Here is a 24387-nt window from a genome sequence, read left to right as displayed (position 1 = left end):
AGGAGAGATTATGTTTACCGAGGCGCTGTTGATTGGCCTGCTGGCGGGCTTGGCCGGCGTGGATATGTTTAACGGGCTGACGCACTTTCACCGGCCGGTAGTGGTAGGCCCGCTGGTGGGGCTCATTTTAGGCGACGTTCATACCGGCCTTTTGGTGGGCGGTACGCTGGAGCTGGTGTGGATGGGAATGGTTCCACTGGCGGGTGCGCAACCGCCAAATGTGGTGATAGGCGGGATCATCGGCACCGCTTTCGCCATTCTGACCCACGCGGACGCCAAAATCGCTATCGGCATCGCGGTACCCTTCGCCATTGCCATGCAGGGCTGTATTACCCTGCTGTTCACCCTGTTCTCGCCGTTGATGCATCACTGCGATCGCCTGGTAAGCCGCGGCGACTGGCGCGGTATTGAACGGATAAATTACCTCGGCTTGACGGTGCTGTTCCTGTTTTATCTGGTGGTGGCGTTTTTGCCGGTGTACTTCGGCGCAGACGCCGCCAGCGCCATGGTGGCCCGCGCGCCGCAATGGCTGCTCGATGGTCTGGCGGTCGCCGGCGGCATGATGCCCGCCATTGGCTTTTCGCTGCTGATGAAGATCATGTTGAAACAGCACTATGTGGCGTATTTCATTCTGGGATTTGTCGCCGTGACGTTCCTTAAGCTACCAATTATCGCCGTCGCGCTCGGCGCGCTGTCCATCGCATTGATCGATTTCTTCAACAGCGCCCGGCATGGCGCGCCGGCCGCGGCACAACAAGAGAGAGAGGACGGTATTTGACGCGCCCGGGCATTGCCGCCGGGGTTCAGTGGCACTGCGGCCCAGACATGACCCGGCGCGGTTGATAGCGCTTCAGACGGCGTTACCCGCGCGCCGAACCGGCGGCGAAGATCGGTACGGACGAGGGCGGCGACGCCGCACAAAATGCGACAGTGGCTTAATAACGATTTGACGTTTTATGATGTTCAACAGGCCCGGCGGGCCCCCCCCGCCGCGACGCCGGAGGATAACAACCATGGTATCACATGACGATCCACAGGCCGCTCAAGACGGCTCGCAACGGAGGCTGGCGCAGGCGCTCGCCACTAGCCGGGTGGACAGGGATTTTTATCTTGATAATCACCCCGCCGCCACGCTGACCCGCGCCGATCTCAACCGGATGGCGTGGCGCTCGCTGCTGCTGCAAGCGTCATTCAATTATGAGCGTATGCAGGCCGGGGGCTGGCTTTATACCTTGATCCCGGGGCTGCGCAAAATCCACCGTAATGAACAGGATCTGTCCAACGCCATGAAAATGCACATGGAATTTATCAATGTGCATCCCTTTGACGTGACCTTCCTCAGCGGACTGGTGCTGGCAATGGAGGGCGCCAAGGAAAACCTCTCGACGATTCGCGCCGTTAAGGTCGCGCTGATGGGGCCGCTTGGCGGCATTGGCGATGCTTTATTCTGGCTGACGCTGCTGCCGGTCTGCGCAGGGGTCGGCGCCTCGCTGGCGCTGTCGGGTAGCCTGTTCGGCCCCGTGGTGTTCCTGCTGATGTTTAATGTGGTGCATTTTGGTTTGCGTTTCGGCCTGGCTCATTACGGTTATCACGCCGGCACCAGCGCGCTGGCGAAGCTTAAGACCCACACCCGTAATATTTCCCATGCCGCCTCCATCATCGGCATGACGGTTATCGGCGCGCTGGTGGCGTCGTATGTGCAGCTGTCGACGCCGCTGGTGATGCATGCCGGTAAGGCAAGCGTTGCGCTGCAAACCGACGTGCTGGATAAACTGATGCCGAATCTGCTGCCGCTGTGCTTCACGCTGCTGGTGTATTGGCTAATGAAACGCGGTTTTTCGCCGGTTAAGCTTATCGGACTGACGGTCGTTATCGGCGTTGCCGGTAAAGCCATCGGCCTGCTGTAAGTCAGGAGGAACTATGTTGGGTGTGATCATTACCGGACACGGCGCTTTCGCCAGCGGGCTACTGCAGGCGCTGGAGCAGGTCGCGGGCCGGCAAACGCTGTGCATGGCGGTGGATTTTCCCGAGGGACACAGCACCGAGGCGCTGGGGCAGCGGCTGGCGGCCGCCTGTGCCCATTGTGATGACGGCGATGGCGTGGTCTTTTTAAGCGATATGCTAGGCGGAAGCCCTTTTCGGGAAGCGGCCAATATTGCCCTTGCCCATCCGGGCTATGAAGTCATTGCCGGCACCAATCTGCAAATGGCGGTGGAGATGATGTTGGATCGCCCTCAGTTGGACACCGAGGCATTCCGCGACCAGGCGCTGGAATGCGGCCAGCGCGGCATTACCAGCCTCTGGCACCAGCAGCATCGTTCCGCGCCCGCGTTGCCCACCGAATCGGGAATCTAGACAAAAAAGGCAGCGGGCGGCCGATCCCTCGCGGCGTTGCTCCGACGGCGACCGATAATCCCCCCGGCGTGACCGTCAAAGCCGTTGGCAGGGTCAGTACGCCTGCTGCCGCCCCACGAGCCATCGTGACGCTCGCGCCCCGCAATCCCGGGGATGTAGCGTCGAACGTGAGCAGGGTTCAGCGTGATAGCCTTAGGCATCCCACAGTTTTTCGTCGTCAGGGTTCATCGCCTGGGCGATATCTTGCCTTAGTGCCAGCGGCCAGACCCGCGTCGTAAAGTCTCTGTTCACCGATATCCGCCTGCGGTTCGGCGAGCAAAGGCCATATGCCGTCGAAGCGCAAAAGAACCAACCTTGGTGCGTCATTGAATCTAATTAATTAGAAAGTTGATTAATTACACTTTCATCATTTTGATATTAAAAAACAATGGGGATTAATTAATAATAACGAATCCATTATTAATTAATATAGATATATTTACCTTACTATTCAAAAAAACACTTAAAAATAAAGTTTTGATGAATATTCTATTTACTTCCTTGCCGCAATTGCTATTATTACTCCGCCACTGCAGTACTGTGTCATCCCGGATGTATCCTGTGTCTGGAGCATCCGGGAATCATTTAATTCAAGCCATTATATCAATTGAACATCAAATATTAGTTTATATAATTCGGTTATTCTCTCACGTTATATTCGCGCTACAACAACTCGCCGGCCCCGGCACAGTTTCGTCGCTACCAGCAAATCCATGCCCCCCAACGCGCGTTGGCGGCGTAGCGGACCTCGGTCGATCCTAAGCCCGATTATTGGTGACTCTGCCCCTCCTTTCCCTTTCACTGCCCCGATGCAAATAGTGTAAAGTAAAGACAAGATACCGAGGCATTCCCTCTACGAGGCGGACCCATGACCGATATTTCCTGCGTATTATTTGATTGCGACGGCACCTTGGTCGACAGCGAGACCCTCTGTTGCCAAGCGTACACCGTGGTATGTGCCTATTATGACATTGATATCAGCCTTGAAGAGGCCATCAAGCGCTTTAAAGGTATCAAGCTGAATCAGATATTTGACGACATTCGGCGGCAATATGGCCTCACGCAGCCCATCGAGGTGTTGGAACGCCAATATCGCCAGGAAGTGGCGCGGCTGTTTGATCTCGGCCTGGAGCCGATTAACGGCATCCGCGCGCTGCTGGAGCAAATCATTGTACCGGTCGCGGTGGTGTCTAACGGCCCGGTCAGCAAAATGCAGCATTCGCTGGGGCTCACATCCTTGCTGCCTTTTTTCAACGACCGGCTGTTCAGCGGTTATACCCTGGGTCGCTGGAAACCGGACCCGGCGCTTATCCATCATGCCGCCGCGGCAATGTCATTGCCGGTGGAGCGCTGCATCTTGATTGAAGATTCCCTGGCGGGCGCCCAGGCCGGTATCGCCGCCGGCATTCCGGTGTTTTATTATTGCGCCGATCCGCACAATCCGCCTCTCGATCACCCGCTGGTCACCCGCTTCGATGCGATGGCGCAATTACCGGCATTATGGCGCGAGCGCGGCTGGATCCTGACGCACGCGCCGGCGCCTTCGTTGTAGTCACGACGCACAATGCCAGCCAACGGTGTTGGCAGAAGCGGGGAAATCGGCGGCGCCCAGGGAAATCGGCGGCGCCCAGGGAAATCGGCGGCACCCAGGGAAATCGGCGGCGCCCAGGGAAATCGGCGGCGCCCCGGGGAAATCGGTGGCGCCCCGGGGAAATCGGCGGCGCCCCGGGGAAATCGGCGGCGCCTTGGTAAATCGGTGGCGCCCCGGGGAAATCGGTGGCGCCCCGGGGAAATCGGCGGCGCCCCGGGGAAATCGATGGCGCCTTGGTGAATCGGTGGCGCCTGGGAGAACGGTGGCGCCGGGGGCACTGGCGCAGCAAACGCTGACGGGCGATTTATTCCGTCGCGGGCGGTTCGGCCGGCTTACCGGTCAGCAAACTTTCCAGCGCGTCACCGCCCAGATGGCGGAAATCCTGGCCTTTGACAAAATAGAAAATAAATTCACAGATATTTTGGCAACGATCGCCAATTCGTTCGATCGAGCGCGCGCAAAACAGCGCGGTCAATACGCTGGGAATGGTGCGGGTATCTTCCATCATATAGGTCATCAACTGACGCACAATCCCTTCATATTCCTTGTCGACCTTGTGATCTTCACGATAAATACGCACCGCTTCGTTGAGATCCATTCGGGCGAAAGCGTCAAGCACATCGTGCAACATCTGCACCGTGTGGCGCCCCAGGGATTCCAGACTCACCAGCATGGGTAAATGCTGCTGAGAGTATTTTTCCAATGCGGTGCGGCAAATTTTATCCGCCACATCGCCAATACGTTCCAGCTCGGAAATGGTTTTGATGATAACCATCACCAAGCGCAGATCGCTGGCGGTCGGCTGGCGTTTCGCGATAATGCGCACGCACGCTTCGTCGATCGCCACTTCCATCATATTCACCCTGGCATCGCCTGCGATCACGCGCCGGGCCAGCTCTCCGTCCTGGTTATGCATGGCGCTAATGGCGTCGGTCAACTGCTGTTCCACCAGCCCGCCCATCGCCATAACCTGAGTGCGGATATGCTCCAATTCAGCGTTGAACTGACCGGAAATATGTTTGTTAAGATTCAAATTATCCATGGCGTACCCCGTGATTAACCATAGCGGCCGGTGATATAGTCTTCGGTCTGTTTGTGCTGAGGCGCGGTGAACAGACTGTCGGTATCGCTAAATTCGACCAGCTCGCCCAGGTACATAAACGCCGTGTAATCGGAGCAGCGCGCCGCCTGTTGCATATTATGCGTTACGATGACCAGCGTATAGTCGGTTTTCAGTTCGGAAATCAGTTCCTCGATACGCCCGGTCGAAATCGGATCCAGCGCCGAACAGGGCTCATCCAGCAGCAACACATCAGGACGGATAGCGATACCGCGCGCGATGCAAAGACGCTGCTGCTGGCCTCCCGAGAGGCTATAACCGCTTTGATGCAGCTTGTCGCGCGTTTCGTTCCACAGCGCCGCCTTGGTCAGTGACCATTGCACCCGTTCATCCATCTCAGCGCGCGAGAGTTTCTCGAATAACCGTACGCCGAAGGCGATATTGTCATAAATCGACATCGGGAAGGGCGTTGGCTTTTGAAAGACCATTCCCACCCGGGCGCGCAGCAGCGACACATCGCCGGTATCGGCCAGAATATTTTGGCCGTCGAGCATAATTTCACCCTGCGCACGCTGCTCGGGATAAAGCTGGTACATTTTATTGAACGTGCGCAACAGCGTAGATTTACCGCAGCCGGACGGCCCGATAAACGCCGTGACCTGATTACGTTTAATATTGAGGCTGATGTTTTTCAGCGCATGATATTTACCGTAATAAAAATTGAGATCCCTGACCTGCAGCTTACTGTCACCGGCGGGGTGAATCGGGTTCATACTTCTCTCCTGGCCTCGGCGACAACCGCCGACGGCGCTTAATGGTTTTTCCTGGCAAACACCGTCCGGGCGATAATATTCAGCAGCAGCACGCACAGGGTAATGATCAATACCCCGGCCCAGGCCAACTGCTGCCATTCCACAAACGGACTCATGGCAAATTTGAAAATCGTGACCGGTAGATTAGCGATAGGCTGCATTAGGTCGGTGCTCCAGAATTGATTGGACAACGACGTAAACAACAGCGGCGCGGTTTCGCCGGCGATGCGCGCCACCGCCAGCAGCACCCCGGTCAAAATGCCGGACAAGGAGGCTTTCATGGTGATGGCGGAAATCATTTTCCACTTCGGGGTACCCAATGCGTAAGCCGCTTCGCGCAGCGTATCGGGAACCAGGCGCATCATATTCTCGGTGGTGCGGATTACGATCGGAACCTGCAACAGCGCCAGCGCAATCACTCCGGCCCAGCCGGAGAAATGCTGCATCCGGGTCACCACCAGACTGTAGACAAAAAGACCAATCACGATTGAGGGCGCGGACAGCAGGATATCGTTGATGAAACGAATCACCTCCGCCAGCCACGACCGGCGGCCATACTCCGCCAGATAGACCCCGGCCAGCACGCCAAGCGGGGTACCGATAAGCGTTGCCCACAAAATCAGCAAACCGCTGCCCGCCAGCGCATTCGCCAGCCCGCCGCCGGCGGTATTGGGTGGCGGCGTCATTTCCAAAAAGGTCGCGGCCGACATACCTTCAAACCCGCGGCCGACGGTCGCAATCAGGATCCAGCACAGCCAGAATAGGCCGAAGGCCATGGTCAATAAGGATAAGCACAGCGCGATGCGGTTTTTCATCCGCCGCCAGCTTTGGCGGCGTTTGCGTAGCGCTTCGCGCTGCGGCGCGTTACGCACCAACGGTTCAATGGTCGCCATTATTTGCCCCCTTCATGTTTCGCCAGTCGTCTTATCATTAATCGCGAACAGGCCAGTACAATAAAGGTAATGACGAACAGGATAAGCCCTAATTCCATCAGCGCCGCGGTGTGCAACCCTTCTTGCGCCTCGGCGAATTCATTGGCCAGTGCCGAGGTGATGCTGTTTCCCGGCATAAACAGCGACAGGCTGTCAAGCTGATAGGTATTGCCGATAATAAAGGTCACCGCCATGGTTTCCCCCAGCGCGCGTCCCAGCCCCAGCATCACACCGCCTATTACCCCGTTTTTGGTAAACGGCAGAACGATGTGCCAAATCACTTCCCACGTTGTGCAACCGATGCCGTATGCCGATTCTTTCATCAGCACCGGCGTTTGTTCAAACACGTCGCGCATGACCGCGGCGATGTAAGGAATAATCATAATGGCAAGCACGATACCCGCCGCCAAGATGCCGATACCAAACGCCGGACCGGAAAACAGCACGCCCACAAAGGGGACTGCCGACAGCACATCCCCCAGCGGCTGCTGGAAATAGCTGGCGAACAGCGGGGCAAAGACGAACAGTCCCCACATGCCATACACAATACTCGGGATGGCCGCCAGAAGCTCAATAGCCACCCCGAGCGGGCGTTTTAACCAGCCGGGCGCCAGCTCGGTCAGGAACAACGCGATGCCGAAACTGACCGGCACCGCTATCAGCAAGGCGATAAACGAGGTCATCAGCGTGCCGTAAATAGGCACCAGCGCGCCAAAACGTTCCGCTGGCGCATCCCATTCACGGGTCCACAGAAAGGAAAAGCCAAACTTTTCCATACTCGGTAAAGACGCGACCACCAGCGAGACGATAATACCGCCCAACAGCAGTAACGTGACCAGCGCCGCCGCGCGTACCAGCGTTCCGAATATCAGATCGCCCCGTTTACCCGGCGCGCGTGTCACCGCTTTCATTTCCGCCATAGCTTGCTCACATCAGGATGATTCTCCCGCAGGAGAGGAAACGCCGTTACCAAATGGCCTTGCCGTCGCTGCCTTTCAGCTCGGTTTTCCACGCCGCGCGGATGCGGGTAGTGACCGTATCAGGCAGTGCCGCATAGTCCAGTTCGCTGGCCTGTTGCGCACCGTGGCTATAGGCCCAGTCAAAGAATTTCAGCACTTCTTTTCCTTGCTCGGGACGATTTTGTTGTTTGTGCAGCAAAATGAAGGTGGTGGAGGTAATCGGCCATGCGTCGTTCCCCGGCTGATTGGTCAAGTCCTGGGCGAAGGAGCTTTCCCAATCGGCGCCTTTAGCCGCCGCGCTGAAGTTTTGCTCGGTGGGCGATACCGGCTTGCCGTCGGCGGTGATCAATTTGGTGTAGGCGAGATGGTTTTGTTTGGCGTAGGCATATTCCACATAGCCGATGGCGCCGGGTAAACGCTGTACAAAAGCGGCCACGCCGTCGTTGCCTTTGCCACCCAATCCTACCGGCCAATTAACCGTCGAGCCGGCGCCGATTTTCCCTTTCCAATCAGGATTCACCTTGGAGAGATAGCTGGTGAAAACGAACGAGGTGCCCGAACCATCGGCGCGGCGCACCACCGCAATCGCCTGATCCGGCAGTTTCAGCCCCGGGTTGAGTTTGGTTATCGCCGGGTCGTTCCATTTTTTGATTTGACCGAGAAAGATGTCACCCAGCGTTTTCCCGTCCAGCGTCAGCTCGCCGCTCTTCACGCCCGGCACATTAATCGCCAGCACAACGCCGCCGATGACGGTGGGAAATTGGAACAGGCCGTCTTTATTAAGCTGTTCATCGCTCAGCGGCGCGTCAGATGCGCCGAAATCGACGGTATTAGCGATGATTTGTTTTACGCCGCCGGAGGAACCGATGCCTTGATAATTGACTTTTACGCCGGTGGATTTTTGATAGGAATCTGCCCATTTAGCGTAAACCGGCGCCGGAAAGGTCGCACCTGCACCGGTTAGGCTGGCCGCGGCAAAAGCGGGCATCGCCGCCAGAGTGAAAGAGGCTGCAACCATACCGGCAAGGGTGGTACGAATCAGTTTCATAATCCCTCCTGTGGGATAAAATTTGTCGACATCTGGTACTTGTTGTTAGTAAAGATGACTGCCGTGCAGGAGGGAAAATAGGTCAGTTTAGTGACAGCAAGATGTACGAAATATGACAGTTAGATGACAATGCCCGGCGTTGGCGGCGCGAACCTTGCCGCCGCCGCGCTTGCCGCTATAACTGCAACGTGCGCCGTTTACCGTTGCGCTCGATGACCAAGGTCAATTTACCTGCCGGCGTGTCCGCCAGTACCGGGCGGATGTCGCTTATCGCTTCCGGCGTCACCGCGCGGCCGTTGACTTCCCGCAGCAGATCGCCATTTTGCAGCCCGTAACGAGCAAGCTCCTGCGGCTGGTTATAGAAAATTTCCACCCGCTGCTGGTGGAAACGGATACCAATGTTGCGCAAGGGCGCTTTATCATTGCGCGTAAAATGGCGGGCGTTGTAGCAAAATAACATTTGGTCCGGCGCAAACAGATAACTGTCAAAGCGGCTGAAGAAATCCATGCCCAGGTTATACATGTCGTTTTTGTTGCCGCTGATTTTCATGCGGCCCACCGGCATACCGTTAAACGTCAGGCCGTCGATCAAATAGTCATTATCATGCCCCAGGCCGCTGGCGGTGGCGCTGGGCGTTTGCCGGTAACCCGTCGTAACATTGCGATACTGCTTTTTCATCCTACCGATAAGCTCTTCGCTGACGAAACTCTGCACCGCGCCGGTATCGACCACCATACTGATGCTGTAAGCTTTGTAATCCAGCGTTAACACCGGCGAGCGGCCGAACTGGTCCTCATAAGGCAGACATTGCTGATACCCCATCAACGACGGAGAATGTCGCCAGGCGGTCAATTGATGGCTACGGTTGTCCACCGCCCAGCTCAACTGACGAAATACCTCCGCGCCCAGAACGCCATCCACCTTTTCCCCGAGCGATTGGCTGAATATGTCCAAATCGATGGCCAGCCAGGGATTGATGCCCGGCAGCGTATAACTGCCAAGCGTTATCGGCAGTGAACGCCATAGCGAAACTTGATCGGCGCCGAGCTTTCCCTGGGTACTGCCGACGCCGTTAGCCATAATGGTACGAAAGATCGAGGGGATCTCATCGGGCGTCGCGGGTCGGGTAAGGGTTTGCGCCAGCCGTTTATCAATTACGGTATAACTGGCGCCGGTATCCAGCACAAACCGGTAGGTGTTGCCGGCGATGGTCACCGGCACGACGAGATGCAGCAGGTGAACCGGCTCGTGCAGCACCGGGGGATTCTCCCCGGCCGCCGGCGCCGCGAAGGTCGGGGCGCACGGCGAGGCGGCCAGCACCACGGCCAGGCAGGCCCAGAAAGGTCGAAAAGCGTAACGGCTATCCATGGTATCACGTCCTCCGGCAGGTCAAGAAGTAGCGGCCCGACGGGCGTATCCCGTTGTCGCCAGCCGCGCCTTTCGACGACAATGGCATGATTTTACCGTAAAACCTACCGCTGGGGATCCGCAAAAAATACCGCGGTGCGGTTGCACCTGGATGTGACCGCCATTAAGGTTATTCCACCGTTACCGATTTAGCCAGATTACGCGGCTGATCGACGTCAGTCCCTTTAATCAGGGCGATGTGATAGGCCAGCAACTGCATCGGCACGGTGTAGAAAATGGGCGCCACGATCTGCTCCACGTGCGGCAGCGGGATAATTTTCATATTTTCGCTGGCGGTAAAACCGGCATCCTGCTCCGCGAAAACATACAGCAATCCCCCCCGGGCGCGCACTTCTTCTATATTGGATTTCAATTTTTCCAACAGTTCATTGTTGGGGGCAATGACGATCACCGGCATATCGGCATCAATAAGCGCCAGCGGGCCATGTTTCAACTCCCCGGCGGCATAGGCTTCAGCGTGAATATAAGAGATTTCTTTCAGCTTCAGCGCCCCTTCCATAGCGATAGGGTAAAGATCGCCGCGGCCTAAAAACAGCGCGTGATGTTTATCGGAAAAGCCTTCGGCCAGCGTTTCAATGGGCTTATCCAGCGACAGCATCTGCTCGATGCGGCTCGGCAGCGCCTGTAGAGCATGAACGATATCTTCCTCTACCCCCTGGTCCATACCGCGCAGGCGGCCGATACGCGCCACCAGCATCAACAGCACCGTCAACTGGGTAGTGAACGCTTTGGTGGAAGCTACGCCGATTTCAGTGCCGGCCCGGGTCATCAGCGCCATATCCGATTCGCGCACCAGCGAAGAGCCGGCGACATTACAGATGGCAAGCGAACCCAGATAGCCGAGGGCTTTGGTCAACCGCAGCGCCGCCAGAGTATCGGCGGTCTCGCCGGACTGGGAGAGGGTGATCAGCAAACTGCCGGGGCGCACCGCGGGTTTGCGGTAGCGAAACTCGGAGGCGATTTCCACATCGCAGGGCACGCCGGCCAGCGCCTCGAACCAATAGCGGGAGACCATGGCGGAGTGGTAGGAGGTGCCGCAGGCAATAATCTGCACGTGCTGCACCTGGCGTAGTAACGCATCGGCGCCGTCGCCCAGTTCCGACAGCGTTACCTCTCCATGGCTAAAGCGACCTTCCAGCGTGTTTTTGATCGCTTGCGGCTGCTCAAAAATTTCCTTTTGCATATAGTGGCGGTACAACCCTTTGTCGCCGGCATCGTATTTTACCTGGGATTCGATTTCCGGCCGCTCCACGCTCTCGCCGGCCTGGTCCCATACCCGAACGGTACGGCGGGTAATTTCGGCGATGTCGCCCTCTTCGAGGAACATAAAGCGGCGGGTGACGGGCAGCAGCGCCAGTTGATCGGAGGCCAGGAAGTTCTCGCCGACGCCGCGGCCAATAACCAGCGGACTGCCGGAGCGTGCCGCCACCAGCACGCTGGGATCGCGGCTATCCATAATAACCGTACCGTAGGCGCCACGCAGCGCGCCCACCACCCGCTGCATCACCTCAAAGAGCGCGCCGCCCTGCTGGCGCTGTTCCCAATGCGCCAAATGCGCGATCACTTCCGTGTCGGTTTGTGTAACGAACGTGTAGCCGCGTTCGCGTAGCTGCTCGCGCAGCGGTTCATGATTTTCGATGATGCCGTTATGGACGACCACGATGTGCCCCGAGACGTGGGGATGCGCGTTATTTTCCGTCGGCTCGCCGTGAGTCGCCCAGCGGGTATGGGCAATACCGGTGCCGCCGGAGAGCGGGTGCGCCTGTGCCGCCTCGGTCAGTGCGCTGACTTTTCCCACCCGACGCAGGCGCTGTAGATGGCCGTCATTGTCCACCACCGCCAGCCCGGCGGAATCATATCCACGATACTCAAGACGACGTAGTCCCTCCAACAGTATCTCGGCAATATCACGCTGCGCAACCGCGCCTACTATTCCACACATCTCGGTTATTCCTGATTAAACGGCTGCAATCGCCGTTATGAGCTAGCACCAAATCCGACCGGCGCGGCGCCGCTACACGCCGCAGGTCTTGCCGGCCGCTTTAGGGTAGCGCGGCGGACAAAACCACCCGCTAAGGGCGGCCGCATCCTCATTTTTTCTTCACCGGTCGCGTCCAGTTGGCAATGGGAAACTGACGGATCCGACTGATGACCATTTCGCCGTCGGCCACATCGCGCGTAACGGTCGTGCCGGCGCCGATGGTGGCGCCGCGGCCAAGGGTTACCGGCGCCACCAGTTGGCTATCGGAGCCGACGAAGACATTGTCGCCGATCACGGTTTTATGCTTGTTAGCGCCATCATAATTACAGGTGATGGTACCGGCGCCGATATTGACCTGTGCCCCTATCTCGGCGTCCCCGAGGTAGCTAAGATGGCCGGCTTTCGACCCTTTGCCCAGGCGGGCCTGTTTCATCTCGACAAAATTCCCCACGTGCGCGCCCTCCTCCAGCTCGCTGCCGGGGCGCAGTCGGGCGAAGGGACCGAGAGTACTGTGCGCCGCCACGCGGGCGTCTTCGATAACGGTATACGGGCTAACGACCACATCATCACCGATGACCACATTTTTCAGGACGCAACCGGTACCAATTATCACCCGGTTGCCGAGCGTCACCCGGCCCTCAAGGATGACGTTGGTGTCGATGGAGACATCCTGTCCGTGACGCAGTTCGCCGCGCAAATCGAAACGCATCGGATCGGACAGCATCACACCGGCCAGCAAAAGACGCTCCGCCTGCTCTTGCTGAAATAGCCGCTCCAGACGCGCAAGCTGTAGCCGGTTATTCACCCCTTCGACTTCGCTATGCCGCGAGGGCTGCACCGTATTGATTTTTCGGCCTTCGTGCCAGGCCATGGCGATAATGTCCGTCAAATAGAACTCGCCCTGCGCGTTATGGTTGGTTAACTGCCCCAGCCAGCGTTTCAAATCGCCGCCGCCAGCCACCAGAATACCGGTGTTGATTTCCTTAATTTGCCGCTGCTGTTCGCTGGCGTCTTTCTGCTCGACAATACCGACCACCTCGCCGTCGGTGCGTACGATACGGCCATAGCCCTCGGGATTGTCCAGCGTTACCGTCAGCAGGCCAATACCGCCCTCCGGCCTTGCCGTCAGCAGGCGCTGCAAGGTGTCGGGAGAAATAAGCGGGACATCGCCGTACAGGATCAAGACATCTTCCTCGTCGCGCAGGTCCGTCAGCGTCTGCTGTACGGCATGGCCGGTGCCGCGCTGCTCGGCCTGCAGGACCCAATTCAGGGGGACATCCTGGCGGGCGAGCCGTTCACGCAGCAATTCGCCGCCGTGACCGTAGACCAGATGGATGCGCGCCGCGCCCAGCTGGGTTGCGGCATCTATAACGTGTTGCACCAGAGCTTTACCGGCCAGGGGATGCAGCACTTTGGGCAAGGCGGAAAACATTCGACTTCCCTTGCCGGCGGCAAGGACAACCACGCTTAATGCTCGATTCGACATAACCATCCTGTGGAATCCTGTTTATCAGACGAAAGTAAACCCGTTCGCAGGCGGGATTACTACATATTTTGGCATGAAAAACACTTTACAGGGCGTAGCCGCCCGGCGCTAAGGCTATTTGTCACGATTGTGTTGCCAGAAAGGAAAATGGCGGCGTAACTGGCGTTTTTTTCAGCGGCGCGGTCCTGAAATTGCCCACATAGGCCGGTGAATATTCCGCGACTTAATTAAAGATAAAAAAAAAGCCGGTCATCGCGACCGGCCTTTCATGATTTACTCTTGATTACATCGCTTTTTTGGTCAGTTCGATGACCCGCAATTTCGCCAGCGCTTTGGAGAGCTCGGCAGACGCCTGGGCATAATCAATATCACCGTGGGAGTTATTGATATGCTCTTCCGCCTTGCGCTTGGACTCCATCGCCCTCGCTTCGTCAAGATCCTTGCCGCGAATGGCGGTATCGGCCAGTACGGTTACCGTACTGGGCTGCACTTCAAGTACACCACCGGACAAGTAGATATACTCTTCGTTGCCGTGCTCTTTAACGATACGCACCATACCGGGCTTAATGGCGGTGAGCAGCGGCGCGTGACCGGGGAAAATCCCCAATTCGCCCTCGCTACCCGTCACCTGGATTTTCTCAACCAGCCCGGAAAACATCTGTTTTTCGGCGCTGACCACATCCAGATGGTAAGTTTTTGCAGCCATATCACCCTCCTCTCAAGGCGTTACAGTTTCTTGCCTTTTTCCACGGCTTCGTCGATGGAACCCACCATGTAGAACGCCTGTTCCGGCAGATGATCGTATTCACCGTCCATGATGCCTTTAAAGCCACGGATCGTGTCTTTCAACGCCACGTACTTACCGGGCGAGCCGGTGAACACTTCCGCCACGAAGAATGGCTGGGACAGGAAGCGCTGAATCTTACGCGCGCGCGATACCACCAGCTTGTCATCTTCGGACAGCTCGTCCATGCCGAGGATAGCGATGATGTCTTTCAGCTCCTGATAGCGCTGGAGAATGGACTGCACGCCGCGCGCCACATCATAATGCTCCTGGCCTACCACTAACGGATCCAGCTGACGGCTGGTGGAGTCGAGCGGGTCAACCGCCGGGTAAATCCCCAGAGAGGCGATTTGACGGCTCAGAACCACGGTTGCGTCAAGGTGGGCGAAGGTGGTCGCCGGCGACGGGTCGGTCAAGTCATCCGCGGGGACGTAGACTGCCTGCACCGAGGTGATAGACCCGGTTTTGGTGGAGGTGATACGCTCCTGCAACACGCCCATTTCCTCCGCCAGCGTCGGCTGGTAGCCTACCGCGGACGGCATACGGCCAAGCAGCGCGGACACTTCGGTCCCGGCCAGGGTATAACGGTAGATGTTGTCGATAAACAGCAGAACGTCACGACCCTCATCACGGAATTTCTCCGCCATGGTCAGGCCGGTCAGCGCTACGCGCAGACGGTTGCCCGGCGGCTCGTTCATCTGGCCATACACCAGCGAAACCTTATCGATAACGTTGGAGTCGGTCATTTCATGATAGAAGTCATTACCTTCACGGGTACGTTCACCCACGCCGGCGAACACGGAATAACCGGAGTGTTCGATAGCGATGTTGCGGATAAGCTCCATCATGTTAACGGTCTTGCCCACGCCGGCGCCGCCGAACAGGCCGACTTTACCGCCCTTGGCGAACGGACACATCAGGTCGATAACCTTGATACCGGTTTCCAGCAAATCCTGGGAACTGGCCAGCTCTTCATAGCTCGGCGCCGGGCGGTGAATTGACCAGCGTTCTTCCTCGCCGATATCGCCCTTCATGTCGACCGGCTCGCCCAGCACGTTCATGATGCGGCCCAGGGTAGCTTTACCCACCGGCACTTCAATCGCGCGTTCGAGATCGGTCACTTTCAGGCCGCGACGCAAACCGTCGGAGGAGCCCATCGCGATGCAGCGGACGACGCCGCCGCCCAGCTGTTGTTCTACTTCCAGCACCAATTTCGCGGCGCCGTTTTCCACTTCAAGCGCGTTGTACACCTTGGGTACGGCGTCTTGCGGGAACTCGACGTCGACCACGGCGCCGATAACCTGGATAACATTTCCAGTAGCCATCTTGAATCCTCTACGTAATTCGTAACCTAAACCTAAACCGCGGCGGCTCCCGAGACGATTTCGGTGAGTTCCTGAGTGATGCTGGTCTGTCGAGCCTTATTGTAAACAAGTTGCAGCTCTTTAATCAGGCTGCCGCCGTTGTCCGTTGCGGCTTTCATCGCTACCATACGCGCGGCCTGTTCGCTGGCCAGGTTTTCAACGACGCCCTGATAAACCTGCGATTCCACATAACGACGCAGCAGGGTATCCAGCAGCGTTTTGGGATCGGGTTCATACAGATAATCCCAGGATTTGGTCTTTAAATCCGCTTCTTCCGCTGGCGGCAGAGGCAGGATTTGCAAAATCTGCGGCACCTGGGACATGGTATTGACAAATTTGTTGCTGACAATATAGAGCTTGTCCAGGCGGCCTTCGTCATAGGCCTGTAGCATAACCTTTACCGGCCCGATCAATTCTGACAGCGTGGGGTTGTCCCCCATGCCCGTCACCTGAGCAACCACTTTGCTACCGACCGAATTGAAGAAAGACACCGCCTTGGAGCCAATCAGCGCCAGTTCGGTTTCCACGCCTTTCCCGTTCCACTCTTTCATGTCCGCCAGCAGCTTTTTGAACAAATTAATGTTCAGGCCGCCCGCCAGACCGCGGTCGGTGGCCACCACCAGGTAACCCACGCGCTTTACGTCGCGCTCGTCCAGGTAGGGGTGTTTGTATTCCAGATTACCCAGTGCAAGGTGACCAATCACTTTGCGCATCGTTTCTGCATAAGGACGGCTGGACGCCATGCGTTCCTGAGTTTTACGCATTTTGGAGGCGGCGACCATTTCCATCGCTTTGGTGATCTTTTGCGTATTCTGGACGCTTGCAATCTTACTACGTATCTCTTTTGCGCCGGCCATTTCTGCTTCTCCTCATTGCTTTATGGCCTGCCGTAGCAGGCCATAGCGCGTTACCAGGACTGGGTTGCTTTGAAGGTATCGAGAATGCCTTTCAGCTTGCCTTCGATATCATCGTTATAAGCGCCGGTCTGGTTGATTTGTTGCATCAATTCGCCCTGCTCGCGGTCCACGTAGGCCATCAGCGCGGCTTCAAAATCGCCGATTTTCGCCAGCTCGACATCTTCCAGATAACCGCGTTCCGCCGCGAACAGTACCAGCGCCTGCTGGGCGACCGACATCGGCGCATACTGTTTCTGCTTCAGCAGTTCGGTCACTTTCTGACCGTGATTCAGCTGCTTGCGGGTCGCGTCATCCAGGTCGGAGGCGAACTGGGAGAAAGCGGCCAATTCACGATACTGCGCCAGCGCGGTACGGATACCGCCGGACAGTTTTTTCATGATCTTGGTCTGGGCGGCGCCGCCGACGCGGGAAACCGAAATCCCCGGGTTAACGGCGGGACGGATACCGGCGTTGAACAGGTTCGATTCCAGGAAGATCTGACCATCGGTGATGGAAATCACGTTGGTCGGAACGAAGGCGGAAACGTCACCTGCCTGGGTTTCGATGATAGGCAGCGCGGTTAACGAACCGGTTTTGCCCTTCACTTCGCCCTTGGTGTAGTTTTCAACGTATTCCGCGTTAACGCGGGAAGCGCGCTCCAGCAAACGGGAGTGCAGGTAGAACACGTCGCCGGGATAGGCTTCACGGCCGGGCGGACGGCGAAGCAGCAGGGAGATTTGGCGATACGCCACGGCCTGCTTGGAAAGATCATCATAAATGATCAGCGCGTCTTCGCCGCGATCGCGGAAGTATTCGCCCATGGCGCAACCGGCATACGGCGCCAGATACTGCAATGCGGCGGATTCGGATGCGGTGGCGACGACCACGATGGTGTTCGCCAGCGCGCCGTGCTCTTCCAGCTTACGCACCACATTGGCGATAGTGGACGCTTTCTGGCCGATGGCGACATAGATACATTTGATGCCGCTGTCGCGCTGGTTGATGATGGCGTCGATGGCCAGCGCCGATTTCCCGGTCTGACGGTCGCCGATAATCAGCTCGCGCTGACCGCGGCCGATAGGAATCATGGCGTCGACGGATTTATAACCGGTCTGTACCGGTTCATCGACCGACTGACGTTCGATAACGCCCGGCGCAATGGCTTCAACGGCGGAGAAGCCGTCGTGCTCCAGCGGGCCTTTACCGTCGATGGGCGCACCCAGGGTATTGACCACGCGGCCAAGCAGGCCACGGCCGACCGGCACTTCCAGAATACGCCCGGTGCATTTGACTTTCATGCCTTCGGCCAGATCCGCATACGGCCCCATGACCACGGCGCCGACGGAGTCGCGTTCCAGGTTCAGGGCGATGGCGAAACGGTTGCCGGGCAGCGCGATCATTTCACCCTGCATGACTTCGGCCAGGCCGTGTACGCGGATGATCCCGTCGCTGACGGAAACGATGGTACCTTCATTGTGAGCTTCGCTCACTACATTGAACTGAGCAATGCGCTGCTTGATCAGTTCGCTGATTTCGGTGGAATTCAGTTGCATGCTCCAGTCCCCTTAAGACTGCAAGACGTCTGCCAGGCGCTCCAGACGACCGCGTACGCTGCCGTCTATCACCATATCGCCCGCGCGTATCACGACGCCGGCCACGACAGACTTATCAATTTTGCAATTCAGCTTAACTTTGCGTGACAGACGTTGCTCCATCGCGGCGCTAATTTTTGCCAGTTGCTCTTCTTTCAACGCGCTGGCGGAAATGACATCCACTTCCACAGTCGCCTCCTGCGCCGCGCGCAGAAGAATGAACTGCTCCAGCACGTCGGGCAGAACCGCCAGACGCCCGTTTTCCGCCATGACCCGAATCAGGTTCTGACCGGAGGCATCAAGCGCCTCGCCACAGACCGCGATAAACGTCTGCGCCAGCTTTTCGGGCGCAACGGCGCCCGAGAGCAGTTCGGCTATCCGCTCATTGCGGCTCACCTCGGCAGAGAACGCCAGCATCGACTGCCAGTGCGCCACGTCCTGGTGCTCGACAGCAAAGTCAAAAGCCGCTTTGGCGTAGGGGCGAGCTACAGTTACCAGTTCAGACATCGGCCCCTCCCTCCTTACAGTTCAGCGACAATTTTATCGACGATGTCGCTGTTGGCAGCTTCATCCACGGAACGTTCGATGATCTTCTCGGCACCCGCCAAAGCCAGCATAGCGACCTGCTTGCGCAACTCCTCGCGGGCGCGCTTGCGTTCGGCGTCAATTTCCGCCTGCGCCTGCGCCAGGATTTTGTTGCGTTCCGCTTCCGCTTCGGCTTTGGCTTCATCAACCACTTGCGCTTTACGCTTGTTGGCCTGTTCGATGATAGCCTGGGCTTCCACCTTCGCTTGCTTCAAATGATCGGTTGCTTCGGCCTGGGCGATGTCCAGATCTTTTTTGGCGCGTTCCGCGGAAGCCAGACCGTCAGCAATTTCTTTCTGACGCTTCTCGATGGCGGCCATTAACGGCGGCCACACATACTTCATGCAGAACAGCACAAACAGGACAAACGCGATGGCCTGGCCGAGGATTGTTGCGTTAAGATTCACAGCACAATGCCTCTTGTAAAGTTAACGGTTCGATGTTGGTTAGCTTGGCGTTTAACACTAGGCTACGGCGAACATCACGTACAGGCCCAGGCCCACGGCGATCATGGGGATGGCGTCAACCAGACCCATAACGATAAAGAACTGCGTGCGCAGCAGAGGGATCAGATCAGGCTGACGCGCGGCGCCTTCCAAAAATTTACCACCCAGGATGCCGATACCGATCGCAGCACCGATTGCCGCCAGACCCATCATCACAGCGGCAGCCATGTACAGCAGATCCATATTCAGGTTTTCCATGACAGTCTCCAGTTTGTTTCAGTTAAACGCAGTATTAAAGTTATAAAAATCAATGTTCTTCAGATGCCATCGCGAGATAGACAATCGTCAGGACCATGAAGATAAAGGCTTGCAGCGTAATAATCAGGATATGGAAAATGGCCCAGGGCACATTCAGAATCCATTGCGACCACCACGGTAACAGACCGGCAATCAGGATGAAGATCAACTCACCTGCATACATGTTGCCAAACAACCGAAGGCCCAGCGACACTGGCTTAGACAGCAGGCTGACGCCTTCGAGAATCAGGTTGACGGGAATGAAAATCGGGTGATTGAACGGCTGCAGGGTAAGCTCTTTAACAAAGCCGCCGATCCCTTTCATCGTCACGCTGTAATACAGGATGAGGATAAACACGCCGAGCGCCATCGACAGCGTAATGTTAACGTCAGCCGAGGGCACCACGCGCAGCGCTGGCAAGCCCAGCACGTGCTCACCGAGATAGGGCAGCAGATCGATGGGCAGCAAATCCATCAGGTTCATCAAAAAGACCCAGACGAAGATGGTCAACGCCAACGGCGCAATAAGTTTGCTTTTACCGTGGAACATATCCCGCACGCTGCCGTCGACAAAGCCGACCACCAGCTCGACGAAGGTCTGCATTTTCCCGGGGACGCCGCTGGTGGCGCCCTTGGCAACGCGGCCAAAGATCAGCAGGAAAATCGCGCCCAGCAGCAGCGAGAAGAACATGGAATCAATGTTCAGGACCCAGAAAGACGCCGCCGAGTGGGGATTAACCAGTTCAAACGTACGCAGGTCCAACTGAAGGTTGTTCAGGTGGTGGCCTATGTATTCCTGTGGAGTAGCGATTTCTCCTGATGCAGACATGATGCCTCTTACCCTTTGTTGTTAATTACGGCCGGTGCCAATATCTGCACAATCAGCACCGATAAATAGGTCAGGCCCAATGGGACAAACGCGGCCTTGAACATCCCAAGCGCGACGACCAGCAAGGCGATGGTCGCCGCCATTTTCAGCCCCTCGCCGACGGCGAACGACCAGGCGATGCGACCCGAGACCGCGGCCTGGGCCTGATGACGGCATGCAAACAGCATGAACACGACATTCGGCAACCAGGCGGCCAGCCCGCCCCCCGCGGCTGATGCGGCGGCGCGGGGGCTTTGCAGAGCGAACAGAACGCTGAACAGCACCAAAGTCATCAACTGGGCAAACAGTAGCTTTCCAGCGACTTTACCGCTGTAAAGGGCTAAGGTCATGACTTTGATACTCTCCCTACCCGCTCAACTCCGGCTGAGTGTGTATAAAACTGCCTTTGCCGCGATCAGTCAAGCGGTGAAAAACGTGCAAATTATACGGGTCAGTACTACGAATTCAATCGATAAGTAGCGAAAAGGTGAACAATAATTTAAAGAATGCAGATTTCATCTTTTTTACCGCAAAAGCGCGGGAATCATAACATGCAAAACTTTCCAACGCTTCACCAATTATCGCCTGTAAAACTGTGCACAAGATCACACCACGACGGATTTAAAAGCGCGAGCCGGCGGTTAATTTAGCCATCGCAGGATTTAAAAAATGAATTATTCTGGATAATATACAATTACTTGAATATTAATTTTTATAAAATCGCCCCTATTTGGACGCATCTGTTACGCTTCGGACGTCTCGCGCGTTTATATTGGCGCACGGTTTAGTAATGTGGGCGTAATTTTTGATTACATATATTTACTGCGGTTACTATTAGTACGGGTACTATTCACCGACGGGATTCAATTGCTAATGAAATGTAAAAGAGAGGTAAATGATTCTCGGGACAGCTAAATTACCGCCGGCGGTTTATTTAATAAAGCGCGCGACGGTTCTTTTTGCCTTTTTGTTGACGAAAAGCAATTTAATTCGCCGCCACCACCACAATATGCCGCTCACCTTCCAGGCCAGGCACCTGAAGCCCGATCACCGATTCTAACCGAAATCCCGGCGGCAGCGCTGTCAGCTCCGCCTCGGAAAGCTGGCCTTTCAGCGCATAAAATCGGCCTTTTTCTTTGGCCGGCAGCGCAGCGCACCAGGTCAGCATGTCGCCGAGGGAGGCGAAAGCGCGGCTTATGACGCCGTCAAAGCCCGCAGACGGCGTGAAGCGCTCTACCCGGCTCTGCACCGCCGTGACATTGTCGAGCCCCAGTTCATGCTGTACCTGGCGCAGAAAGCGTATGCGCTTGCCCAGGCTGTCCAGCAGAGTGAAATGCGCCTCGGGCCGCACGATAGCCAGCGGAATGCCCGGCAGCCCCGGACCGGTGCCGACGTCGATGAAGCGGTCACCGCGCAAATGGGGATTGACGACGATACTGTCCATGATGTGGCGAACCAGCATCTGCTCAGGGGAACGCACCGACGTCAGGTTGTAGGCCTTGTTCCATTTGTGTAGCAGCGCGACATAGCCCAACAACTGCTTTTTTTGCGCCGCCGACAGCGCCATGTCCGCCTGCCCTAGCAGGGTCTCCAATGTTTCAAGCATCAATGAATCCGTCGTTGTCAGGCGCTGCGGCGCAGCAGCCCCTGTTTTTTCAGCCAGACCAGCAAGATGGAAATCGCCGCCGGCGTGACGCCGGATATCCGTGAAGCCTGGCCGATAGAGTTGGGTTTATGATCGTTAAGCTTGGCGATCACTTCGTTGGACAGGCCCGATACGGCGCTGAAATCCATATCCACCGGCAGCAGGGTATGTTCATTGCGCATCTGGCGCGCGATCTCCTCCTGCTGACGGGCGATGTAGCCCTGGTATTTGATCTGAATCTCGACCTGTTCCGCCGCCTGGTCGTCGGTCAGCGCCGGACCAAAGCGGTCCAGGCCGGTCAGCCGCGCATAATCCATCTCCGGGCGGCGCAGGAGCTCTTCCCCGTTGGCTTCGCGCGTCAGCGGCGCTTTAAGCAGCGGATTAAGCTGTTCGACGCCTTCGCTGCCGGGATGCACCCAGATATCGCGCAGACGCTGACGCTCCAGCGCGATCTGTTCTTGCTTGGCGCAGAAGCGCGCCCAGCGCACCTCATCCACCAAACCGAGCTGCCGGCCGACTTCCGTCAGCCGAAGATCGGCATTGTCTTCGCGCAGCAGCAGCCGGTATTCGGCGCGCGAGGTAAACATACGGTAAGGCTCTTTGGTGCCCAATGTGCATAAATCATCCACCAGCACGCCCAGATAGGCCTGATCGCGCCGCGGTGACCAGCCCTCTTGGTCGGTGGCAAGCCTGGCGGCGTTTAGACCGGCGAGCATGCCCTGGGCGGCGGCCTCTTCGTATCCGGTGGTCCCGTTGATCTGGCCGGCGAAGAACAGCCCTGCGATCAATTTGCTTTCCAGCGTCAGCTTGAGATCGCGCGGATCAAAAAAGTCGTACTCGATCGCATAACCCGGACGCACGATGCGCGCGTTCTCCAATCCCTGCATGGAGTGGACGATTTTCATCTGTACATCGAACGGCAGGCTGGTCGAGATGCCGTTGGGATAAATTTCATTGCTGGTCAACCCTTCCGGCTCGAGGAAGATCTGGTGAGCATCGCGATCGGCGAAACGCATGACCTTATCTTCAATGGACGGGCAATAGCGCGGCCCGACGCCTTCGATGATACCGGCGTACATCGGGCTGCGATCCAGATTCTGGCGGATGACCTCATGGGTCTTCTCGTTGGTATAGGTGATATAACAGGGGATCTGGCGCGGATGCTGATCCGCCGAGCCCAAAAATGAGAAGACGGGTAGCGGATCGTCGCCATGCTGTGTCGCCAGCTGCGAAAAATCAATACTGCGCGCATCAATACGCGGCGGCGTACCGGTTTTCAGGCGGTTCACCCGGAAAGGCAGCTCGCGCAGACGGCGCGACAGAGAAATCGACGGCGGATCCCCTGCCCGACCGCCGCTGTAGTGATCCATGCCGATGTGGATCTTGCCGTCCAGGAAGGTCCCCACGGTCAGCACCACGGCGCGGGCGCGGAATTTCAGCCCCATTTGCGTAACGGCACCGACGACCCGATCGCCATCCACGATCAGATCCTCCACCGCCTGCTGAAAGATCATCAGGTTAGGCTGGTTCTCCAGCGCGCCGCGCACCGCCTGGCGGTAAAGCACGCGATCCGCCTGTGCGCGGGTCGCCCTGACCGCCGGCCCTTTACTGGCGTTTAGTATCCTGAACTGAATGCCGGCCTTGTCGATGGCCTGCGCCATCAAACCGCCCATCGCATCAATTTCCTTGACCAAATGCCCTTTGCCGATACCGCCGATCGCCGGGTTACAGGACATTTGTCCAAGCGTATCAATGTTATGCGTCAGCAGCAGGGTTTGGCATCCCATCCGTGCCGACGCCATTGCCGCTTCCGTGCCGGCATGGCCGCCACCAACGATGATGACGTCAAAATGATCGGGATAAAACATGGTAAAAACACCTCACGTGAAAGCGAAGGATCGTCAAGGGGCCTGGGGAAGAGGATTCTACTCAAGTTTAGGCGGGATACAAGCCCGGAAGATCCGCGGGTAATTAAAGAAAGATCTTTTTATTTAAAGATCTCTTGTTATGTCTACTACTAGGATCGCGATCCTCTGTGGATAAGCCCGTTTTGATCAACCTATACAAGGGATTATCGATCCTCCGAGCCTGTGAATGATCGGTGATCCCGGCCGGTATAAGCTGGGATCATCTATAGCTCTTATCCACAGGCGTCGGCGACTCTTAAGGTTATACATTGGATAACTACCGCTTTTCAGCGGGTTTTAACCGGAGTTAT

At 56.9% G+C, this 24387-nt stretch carries 23 protein-coding genes; 4 read left to right on the top strand and 19 right to left on the bottom strand.

Annotation, left to right across the window (positions count from 1 at the left end; all coding sequences use genetic code 11):
• Window positions 1-10: 10 nt before the first annotated feature.
• From agaW to yieH, 4 genes are all read left to right on the top strand, one after another.
• Entirely contained in the window at window positions 11-778 is a 768-nt protein-coding gene (gene agaW, locus SANT_RS00120; protein ID WP_025420295.1) for a PTS N-acetylgalactosamine transporter subunit IIC, read from the top strand.
• A gap of 235 nt (window positions 779-1013) precedes the next feature.
• The gene (locus tag SANT_RS00115) at window positions 1014-1907 is read left to right on the top strand and encodes a PTS system mannose/fructose/sorbose family transporter subunit IID (protein WP_025420294.1); all 894 of its coding nucleotides are present in this window, start codon (window positions 1014-1016) and stop codon (window positions 1905-1907) included.
• Window positions 1908-1920: 13 nt separating this feature from the next.
• Window positions 1921-2355: a PTS galactosamine/N-acetylgalactosamine transporter subunit IIA gene (gene agaF, locus SANT_RS00110; RefSeq protein ID WP_025420293.1), complete on the top strand. Its 435-nt coding sequence runs from the start codon at window positions 1921-1923 to the stop codon at window positions 2353-2355.
• Between the two features lie 907 nt (window positions 2356-3262).
• The gene (gene yieH / locus SANT_RS00100) at window positions 3263-3946 is read left to right on the top strand and encodes a 6-phosphogluconate phosphatase (protein ID WP_025420291.1); all 684 of its coding nucleotides are present in this window, start codon (window positions 3263-3265) and stop codon (window positions 3944-3946) included.
• Window positions 3947-4289: 343 nt separating this feature from the next.
• Here the strand turns inward: yieH and phoU are convergent, their stop codons facing one another.
• The 19 genes from phoU to mnmG all read right to left on the bottom strand — a co-directional run bounded on the left by phoU (window position 4290) and on the right by mnmG (window position 24037).
• Window positions 4290-5027: a phosphate signaling complex protein PhoU gene (gene phoU / locus SANT_RS00095; protein WP_025420290.1), complete on the bottom strand. Its 738-nt coding sequence runs from the start codon at window positions 5025-5027 to the stop codon at window positions 4290-4292.
• Between the two features lie 14 nt (window positions 5028-5041).
• On the bottom strand, window positions 5042-5818 hold the full coding sequence (gene pstB / locus SANT_RS00090) for a phosphate ABC transporter ATP-binding protein PstB (protein ID WP_025420289.1): 777 nt from the start codon (window positions 5816-5818) through the stop codon (window positions 5042-5044).
• 38 nt (window positions 5819-5856) lie between these two features.
• Window positions 5857-6750, bottom strand: coding sequence for a phosphate ABC transporter permease PstA (pstA, locus tag SANT_RS00085; protein WP_025420288.1), 894 nt, complete (start codon window positions 6748-6750; stop codon window positions 5857-5859).
• On the bottom strand, window positions 6750-7709 hold the full coding sequence (gene pstC, locus SANT_RS00080; RefSeq protein ID WP_025420287.1) for a phosphate ABC transporter permease PstC: 960 nt from the start codon (window positions 7707-7709) through the stop codon (window positions 6750-6752). Before pstC ends, pstA begins: the two co-directional genes overlap by 1 nt.
• A 46-nt stretch (window positions 7710-7755) precedes the next feature.
• Window positions 7756-8796 carry a phosphate ABC transporter substrate-binding protein PstS gene (gene pstS / locus SANT_RS00075; protein ID WP_025420286.1) on the bottom strand — a complete coding sequence of 347 codons (1041 nt, stop codon included), beginning with the start codon at window positions 8794-8796 and terminating at the stop codon, window positions 7756-7758.
• 175 nt (window positions 8797-8971) lie between these two features.
• The gene (locus tag SANT_RS00070; protein WP_051440058.1) at window positions 8972-10165 is read right to left on the bottom strand and encodes an aspartyl protease family protein; all 1194 of its coding nucleotides are present in this window, start codon (window positions 10163-10165) and stop codon (window positions 8972-8974) included.
• Between the two features lie 169 nt (window positions 10166-10334).
• On the bottom strand, window positions 10335-12167 hold the full coding sequence (gene glmS / locus SANT_RS00065) for a glutamine--fructose-6-phosphate transaminase (isomerizing) (RefSeq protein WP_025420284.1): 1833 nt from the start codon (window positions 12165-12167) through the stop codon (window positions 10335-10337).
• Between the two features lie 148 nt (window positions 12168-12315).
• Entirely contained in the window at window positions 12316-13692 is a 1377-nt protein-coding gene (gene glmU, locus SANT_RS00060) for a bifunctional UDP-N-acetylglucosamine diphosphorylase/glucosamine-1-phosphate N-acetyltransferase GlmU (protein ID WP_025420283.1), read from the bottom strand.
• A gap of 283 nt (window positions 13693-13975) precedes the next feature.
• The gene (locus tag SANT_RS00055; protein WP_025420282.1) at window positions 13976-14398 is read right to left on the bottom strand and encodes a F0F1 ATP synthase subunit epsilon; all 423 of its coding nucleotides are present in this window, start codon (window positions 14396-14398) and stop codon (window positions 13976-13978) included.
• Window positions 14399-14418: 20 nt separating this feature from the next.
• Window positions 14419-15801 carry a F0F1 ATP synthase subunit beta gene (gene atpD, locus SANT_RS00050; protein ID WP_011412219.1) on the bottom strand — a complete coding sequence of 461 codons (1383 nt, stop codon included), beginning with the start codon at window positions 15799-15801 and terminating at the stop codon, window positions 14419-14421.
• Between the two features lie 32 nt (window positions 15802-15833).
• Window positions 15834-16697 carry a F0F1 ATP synthase subunit gamma gene (gene atpG / locus SANT_RS00045; RefSeq protein WP_025420281.1) on the bottom strand — a complete coding sequence of 288 codons (864 nt, stop codon included), beginning with the start codon at window positions 16695-16697 and terminating at the stop codon, window positions 15834-15836.
• Window positions 16698-16747: 50 nt separating this feature from the next.
• Window positions 16748-18289 carry a F0F1 ATP synthase subunit alpha gene (atpA, locus tag SANT_RS00040; RefSeq protein WP_025420280.1) on the bottom strand — a complete coding sequence of 514 codons (1542 nt, stop codon included), beginning with the start codon at window positions 18287-18289 and terminating at the stop codon, window positions 16748-16750.
• Window positions 18290-18301: 12 nt separating this feature from the next.
• Window positions 18302-18835, bottom strand: coding sequence for a F0F1 ATP synthase subunit delta (atpH, locus tag SANT_RS00035; RefSeq protein WP_025420279.1), 534 nt, complete (start codon window positions 18833-18835; stop codon window positions 18302-18304).
• A gap of 14 nt (window positions 18836-18849) precedes the next feature.
• The gene (gene atpF, locus SANT_RS00030) at window positions 18850-19320 is read right to left on the bottom strand and encodes a F0F1 ATP synthase subunit B (protein ID WP_025420278.1); all 471 of its coding nucleotides are present in this window, start codon (window positions 19318-19320) and stop codon (window positions 18850-18852) included.
• A 57-nt stretch (window positions 19321-19377) separates the two neighbouring features.
• On the bottom strand, window positions 19378-19617 hold the full coding sequence (atpE, locus tag SANT_RS00025; protein WP_000429386.1) for a F0F1 ATP synthase subunit C: 240 nt from the start codon (window positions 19615-19617) through the stop codon (window positions 19378-19380).
• A gap of 49 nt (window positions 19618-19666) precedes the next feature.
• Complete coding sequence (gene atpB / locus SANT_RS00020; RefSeq protein WP_038668021.1) at window positions 19667-20485, bottom strand: F0F1 ATP synthase subunit A; 819 nt, start codon at window positions 20483-20485, stop codon at window positions 19667-19669.
• 8 nt (window positions 20486-20493) lie between these two features.
• Window positions 20494-20874, bottom strand: coding sequence for a F0F1 ATP synthase subunit I (atpI, locus tag SANT_RS00015; RefSeq protein ID WP_025420276.1), 381 nt, complete (start codon window positions 20872-20874; stop codon window positions 20494-20496).
• Between the two features lie 635 nt (window positions 20875-21509).
• A complete protein-coding gene (gene rsmG / locus SANT_RS00010; protein ID WP_025420275.1) occupies window positions 21510-22130 on the bottom strand; it encodes a 16S rRNA (guanine(527)-N(7))-methyltransferase RsmG in 621 nt (206 codons plus the stop codon).
• A 17-nt stretch (window positions 22131-22147) separates the two neighbouring features.
• Window positions 22148-24037, bottom strand: coding sequence for a tRNA uridine-5-carboxymethylaminomethyl(34) synthesis enzyme MnmG (gene mnmG / locus SANT_RS00005; RefSeq protein ID WP_025420274.1), 1890 nt, complete (start codon window positions 24035-24037; stop codon window positions 22148-22150).
• Window positions 24038-24387 lie beyond the last annotated feature (350 nt).

It is taken from the genome of Sodalis praecaptivus (assembly GCF_000517425.1).
GTDB classification, from domain to species: Bacteria; Pseudomonadota; Gammaproteobacteria; order Enterobacterales; family Enterobacteriaceae; genus Sodalis_A; species Sodalis_A praecaptivus.
This window is presented reverse-complemented; position numbering and strand designations above follow the sequence as displayed.

What these genes read in the sequence shown, in the direction of transcription:
- agaW (WP_025420295.1), top strand. Translation starts at nt 11, where the DNA reads ATGTTTACCGAGGCGCTGTTGATTGGCCTGCTGGCGGGCTTGGCCGGC.
- SANT_RS00115 (WP_025420294.1), top strand. Translation starts at nt 1,014, where the DNA reads ATGGTATCACATGACGATCCACAGGCCGCTCAAGACGGCTCGCAACGG.
- agaF (WP_025420293.1), top strand. Translation starts at nt 1,921, where the DNA reads ATGTTGGGTGTGATCATTACCGGACACGGCGCTTTCGCCAGCGGGCTA.
- yieH (WP_025420291.1), top strand. Translation starts at nt 3,263, where the DNA reads ATGACCGATATTTCCTGCGTATTATTTGATTGCGACGGCACCTTGGTC.
- phoU (WP_025420290.1), bottom strand. Translation starts at nt 5,027, where the DNA reads ATGGATAATTTGAATCTTAACAAACATATTTCCGGTCAGTTCAACGCT.
- pstB (WP_025420289.1), bottom strand. Translation starts at nt 5,818, where the DNA reads ATGAACCCGATTCACCCCGCCGGTGACAGTAAGCTGCAGGTCAGGGAT.
- pstA (WP_025420288.1), bottom strand. Translation starts at nt 6,750, where the DNA reads ATGGCGACCATTGAACCGTTGGTGCGTAACGCGCCGCAGCGCGAAGCG.
- pstC (WP_025420287.1), bottom strand. Translation starts at nt 7,709, where the DNA reads ATGGCGGAAATGAAAGCGGTGACACGCGCGCCGGGTAAACGGGGCGAT.
- pstS (WP_025420286.1), bottom strand. Translation starts at nt 8,796, where the DNA reads ATGAAACTGATTCGTACCACCCTTGCCGGTATGGTTGCAGCCTCTTTC.
- SANT_RS00070 (WP_051440058.1), bottom strand. Translation starts at nt 10,165, where the DNA reads ATGGATAGCCGTTACGCTTTTCGACCTTTCTGGGCCTGCCTGGCCGTG.
- glmS (WP_025420284.1), bottom strand. Translation starts at nt 12,167, where the DNA reads ATGTGTGGAATAGTAGGCGCGGTTGCGCAGCGTGATATTGCCGAGATA.
- glmU (WP_025420283.1), bottom strand. Translation starts at nt 13,692, where the DNA reads ATGTCGAATCGAGCATTAAGCGTGGTTGTCCTTGCCGCCGGCAAGGGA.
- SANT_RS00055 (WP_025420282.1), bottom strand. Translation starts at nt 14,398, where the DNA reads ATGGCTGCAAAAACTTACCATCTGGATGTGGTCAGCGCCGAAAAACAG.
- atpD (WP_011412219.1), bottom strand. Translation starts at nt 15,801, where the DNA reads ATGGCTACTGGAAATGTTATCCAGGTTATCGGCGCCGTGGTCGACGTC.
- atpG (WP_025420281.1), bottom strand. Translation starts at nt 16,697, where the DNA reads ATGGCCGGCGCAAAAGAGATACGTAGTAAGATTGCAAGCGTCCAGAAT.
- atpA (WP_025420280.1), bottom strand. Translation starts at nt 18,289, where the DNA reads ATGCAACTGAATTCCACCGAAATCAGCGAACTGATCAAGCAGCGCATT.
- atpH (WP_025420279.1), bottom strand. Translation starts at nt 18,835, where the DNA reads ATGTCTGAACTGGTAACTGTAGCTCGCCCCTACGCCAAAGCGGCTTTT.
- atpE (WP_000429386.1), bottom strand. Translation starts at nt 19,617, where the DNA reads ATGGAAAACCTGAATATGGATCTGCTGTACATGGCTGCCGCTGTGATG.
- atpB (WP_038668021.1), bottom strand. Translation starts at nt 20,485, where the DNA reads ATGTCTGCATCAGGAGAAATCGCTACTCCACAGGAATACATAGGCCAC.
- atpI (WP_025420276.1), bottom strand. Translation starts at nt 20,874, where the DNA reads ATGACCTTAGCCCTTTACAGCGGTAAAGTCGCTGGAAAGCTACTGTTT.
- rsmG (WP_025420275.1), bottom strand. Translation starts at nt 22,130, where the DNA reads ATGCTTGAAACATTGGAGACCCTGCTAGGGCAGGCGGACATGGCGCTG.
- mnmG (WP_025420274.1), bottom strand. Translation starts at nt 24,037, where the DNA reads ATGTTTTATCCCGATCATTTTGACGTCATCATCGTTGGTGGCGGCCAT.